This window comes from Vibrio sp. V31_P5A7T61 (genome assembly GCF_009904895.1).
Lineage (GTDB): Bacteria > Pseudomonadota > Gammaproteobacteria > Enterobacterales > Vibrionaceae > Vibrio > Vibrio metschnikovii.
Map to the genome: position 1 here is coordinate 1 of NZ_WXWI01000067.1, position 3,344 is coordinate 3,344.

Genomic DNA, 3,344 nt, shown 5'->3' on the forward strand with positions numbered 1-3,344 from the left:
GGATCTTTAAAAAAGGTGAATCGTTTACCTGTAAATTCATCAACTCGAATTGGCTCAACATCAATTCCATGTGATTGTAACTCGTTAGCTGTCAATTCCACTGAGTTAACAACAAACGCTAAATGCCTTAAACCTTGAGATTCTGGATTACTTAATCTAGGCGGTGGCTCTGGAAAAGAAAACAGCTCAATTTGTCCACCATTTGGTAACGCTAAATCTAATTTATATGAATCTCGGCTTTCTCGATAATTTTCGGCAAGGATCTTAAGACCTAATATTTCCGTGTAAAATGACTTAGATCGTTGATAATCAGAGCAAATAATCGCTACATGATGGATACTTTCTAAATTCACAACATTCTCCGATTTGAACTTTAACCGAGTAAACATAACGCCCAATTAAGGTGTGAAGCACGTGACCACGACACTCAATTTGAACACCGTAATCACTGAACTCAACCCAAACCAAAAATGCCAAGCGTGCTGAATCACTCTTAAATTGTTTGTTATATGTGTTCGATTAAGCCAGAAGAAAGGACATATTTTCGACCTTCAGTTGTCAAACGATAGATCATTGACTTAGAAAGGCGATTAGAATGTGCAAACCTTATATAACCAACTGACTCAAGGTCTTCTAACGCTTGATTTAAGTATGGACGCTGCTTAGGCTCTGCATACTGAATTTGAATTGTATCGAAACTTTCACTAGCGTTACCTGCAGCAGAAACGAGAATACCCAACGCTTCATCACCTAGTTGAATCTCGAAGCTTTTCTCACCTAGATCTTCGTCAACCCCTACCTCTGAGTCTTCAAAAAGACCTAACGCTCTGATTGAAGCCTTCATTTGAGTACATGCAAACGACAAAGCCGAACTTAGATTATTATCTGAACGATTTGAATCATAATCCGCAATCGTTACTCCTGCTAGATCTGTTGGGATGTGGAGATCTACATTCCTAGGTTTTACTATAAAACACCTTTCCACGCCTAAGCTTCCAATAAAAATACCTAGCTCAAAAAGTACATTGTCACGAACAGCGCTGCGTTTATCACCTCGCATTTCTAATCCATCATCTGGAGTAAAGATAAAAACTCCAAAATCAGAAGAATCAGCCTTTTCAGCAAGGCTCGTTAAAGTTACGCTTGATAACTGAAAGGCATTTGTCCAAAGAGTATTCTCTGATACATATTCTAAATTGACATTTACCGCTTCAGCAACATCCAGTCCCTCGACAGATGATGCTATAAATAATTTTGGTTTTCTTTCCACCGATTTCTCCTATACATATAACGCCCAATTAAGGGGTGAACAACGCCTCCACCCAAACCTAACGCATTGTGCCATAAACACTAAATTTGAAGTAGAAGCAAAAGTACCAAGCGTTGTGAATCCCTCTTAAATTGATTGTTATAACCCATTTCACTCCGTATCTTGTGCCTTTTCAAAGGCATCCGCATTAGCTTTGTTTACTTGGGATTGAATACGATTGCCTGTGTAGAAGATCGTAATTACAGCCGTAAAAGCATATAAATATGAGTAATAGCTAAACAACGAAATCATGCCAAACATGAAGCTATATATAGATATAGCGGGTAAACTGCCTAGGTCATTCCATGGATAAAGCGTGTAGTAAATGCGATTAACATAGCCTTTGATATTGCCAAATAAAGCCAAAAAGAGCGATAAGCTTGCATTTAAAATTACGCTGATGCAAAAAAACACTGACGCGAATTTTATCGACAATGCGTTAATCGTCGGTGGCTGAGCACTCAGCAAGCTAAGAAAAAACGCAACAGAAACTGCGGAGAATGAAGTGTGCACCCAAAAATAGATAGTTCTGAATTCAAATTTTTCCATATTGTATACTCTGATTTCCGGTGGGTTATAACGCCCAATTAAGTAGCCCGAAACGCGACTACCAACTTTCCGCACAACACCCTAATCACCAAACTCAACGCAAAACGAAAATGCCACGCGTTGAGGGTCTGCTTGAATTGTTTGTTATGTGCCGGGGTCATTATTTACTCCGATCTTCTATTTCGTCGAACGATTCCACCGAAATTCGTTCAGCGATTTCACGCATTTTCTGCATTTTTTCAGGATTACTATTTTCCCAAAATAACTCCCAATCTTGTCGAGAGCGCCACTTAGCAATCGTTAGTACCTTTTCAGGTTTATCAAAGGAATGAAGCATAAAACTGCCGAGAGCACCCTCGACTGTATGATGAATAGAGTCAGTTGTAGAACTCCAAACCTTTTGAAATTCATCCATTTTATTAGATGGCACTCGCCACTCATATATGACTCTAAACATATGATTTCCTTGTAATATAACTAATATAGACGTTGAAAACTATTAGGCACATAACGCCGCGTTAAGGGGTGAACAACGCAACTACCAACCTTCCGCATTGCACTAAAAACCAATAAAATCAACGCATAATGAGAATACCGCGCGTTGTGAATCCCTCTTTAACGCCTTGTTAGTTTTGTTCCCTTATTTTACGAGAACGCCATTGCTTGAAACCAACCCACACATATAAAGGTGAGTAAGAATAACTACCACTTACTAGTTTTTCGAAATTAATAATTGAACCTCTGACATCCGTAGGCTTAGTCCGAATAGTTAGACATAGATGTGATTGAGTTGAGTTTGAAGACAATAATGTAAAGATCATTGTGTACGCTTGGTCATGCTTGAATTCTGATGAGTCTATATCCAAGATAAACTCTTTAATTTCACCTGGCTTTAATAGTTTTTTCACATCAGATGATTGACTTCCATTACTAACAGTTACTTTCTCACCTTGATTAAAATACATCTGGTCAACATATATACTTTGATTACCACTACAAGCAAATATGAACTTCAACCGAAGTTTTAATTTATTCTCTTCAATAATGCAGTTAGTAGCTACTTGCCTTATGCTAATTTTATAATTAAACCAGAATGAAGTTTTAACCAAAGCAACTAATGAGATAACAACAGCAATTACTGAAATGATGAATGACCATGTGTCCACTATAAATTCCCCCTAAAAAACTAACGCCGCATTAAGGGGCAGCCAACGCTACTACCAACTTTCCGCATAACATTGTAATCACAAAAACCAACGCATAATAAAAATGCCACGCGTTGGCTGTCCCTCTTAAATGCTTTGTTAGGCGGCGGTTCTCTGCATTATATGTTGAGGACCAACTGGACCACCTAAATACAAATTCCCTGTGTCTTCAAAACCACATTTAAGATAACAATTGTACGCGGCTTTATTACGGCAATTTACTGTCAATTGTAACCGTTCAAACTCTGGATAGGTTGAAGCAACATAGCTTGGTAACAAAT

5 protein-coding genes and 1 pseudogene are annotated in these 3,344 nt (G+C 38.2%); all 6 read right to left on the bottom strand.

Annotation, left to right across the window (positions count from 1 at the left end):
* On the bottom strand, positions 1-353 hold a 353-nt coding region (gene gloA2, locus CAG58_RS15100; RefSeq protein ID WP_161429782.1), incomplete at its 3' end, for an SMU1112c/YaeR family gloxylase I-like metalloprotein.
* Between the two features lie 152 nt (positions 354-505).
* A complete protein-coding gene (locus CAG58_RS15105; protein ID WP_161425605.1) occupies positions 506-1,270 on the bottom strand; it encodes a TIR domain-containing protein in 765 nt (254 codons plus the stop codon).
* 150 nt (positions 1,271-1,420) lie between these two features.
* Entirely contained in the window at positions 1,421-1,858 is a 438-nt protein-coding gene (locus CAG58_RS15110; RefSeq protein WP_161425604.1) for a hypothetical protein, read from the bottom strand.
* Between the two features lie 160 nt (positions 1,859-2,018).
* Positions 2,019-2,315 carry an antibiotic biosynthesis monooxygenase family protein gene (locus CAG58_RS15115; protein WP_099610012.1) on the bottom strand — a complete coding sequence of 99 codons (297 nt, stop codon included), beginning with the start codon at positions 2,313-2,315 and terminating at the stop codon, positions 2,019-2,021.
* A 169-nt stretch (positions 2,316-2,484) separates the two neighbouring features.
* Positions 2,485-3,024, bottom strand: a complete 540-nt coding sequence (locus CAG58_RS15120; protein ID WP_161425603.1) for a hypothetical protein — start codon at positions 3,022-3,024, stop codon at positions 2,485-2,487.
* Between the two features lie 138 nt (positions 3,025-3,162).
* Positions 3,163-3,344, bottom strand: a pseudogene (locus CAG58_RS16995) (GNAT family N-acetyltransferase); the annotation flags it as partial.

Excerpts from the sequence above, each read along its gene's own strand:
- CAG58_RS15110 (WP_161425604.1), bottom strand. The coding sequence starts at position 1,858 with ATGGAAAAATTTGAATTCAGAACTATCTATTTTTGGGTGCACACTTCA.
- CAG58_RS15115 (WP_099610012.1), bottom strand. The coding sequence starts at position 2,315 with ATGTTTAGAGTCATATATGAGTGGCGAGTGCCATCTAATAAAATGGAT.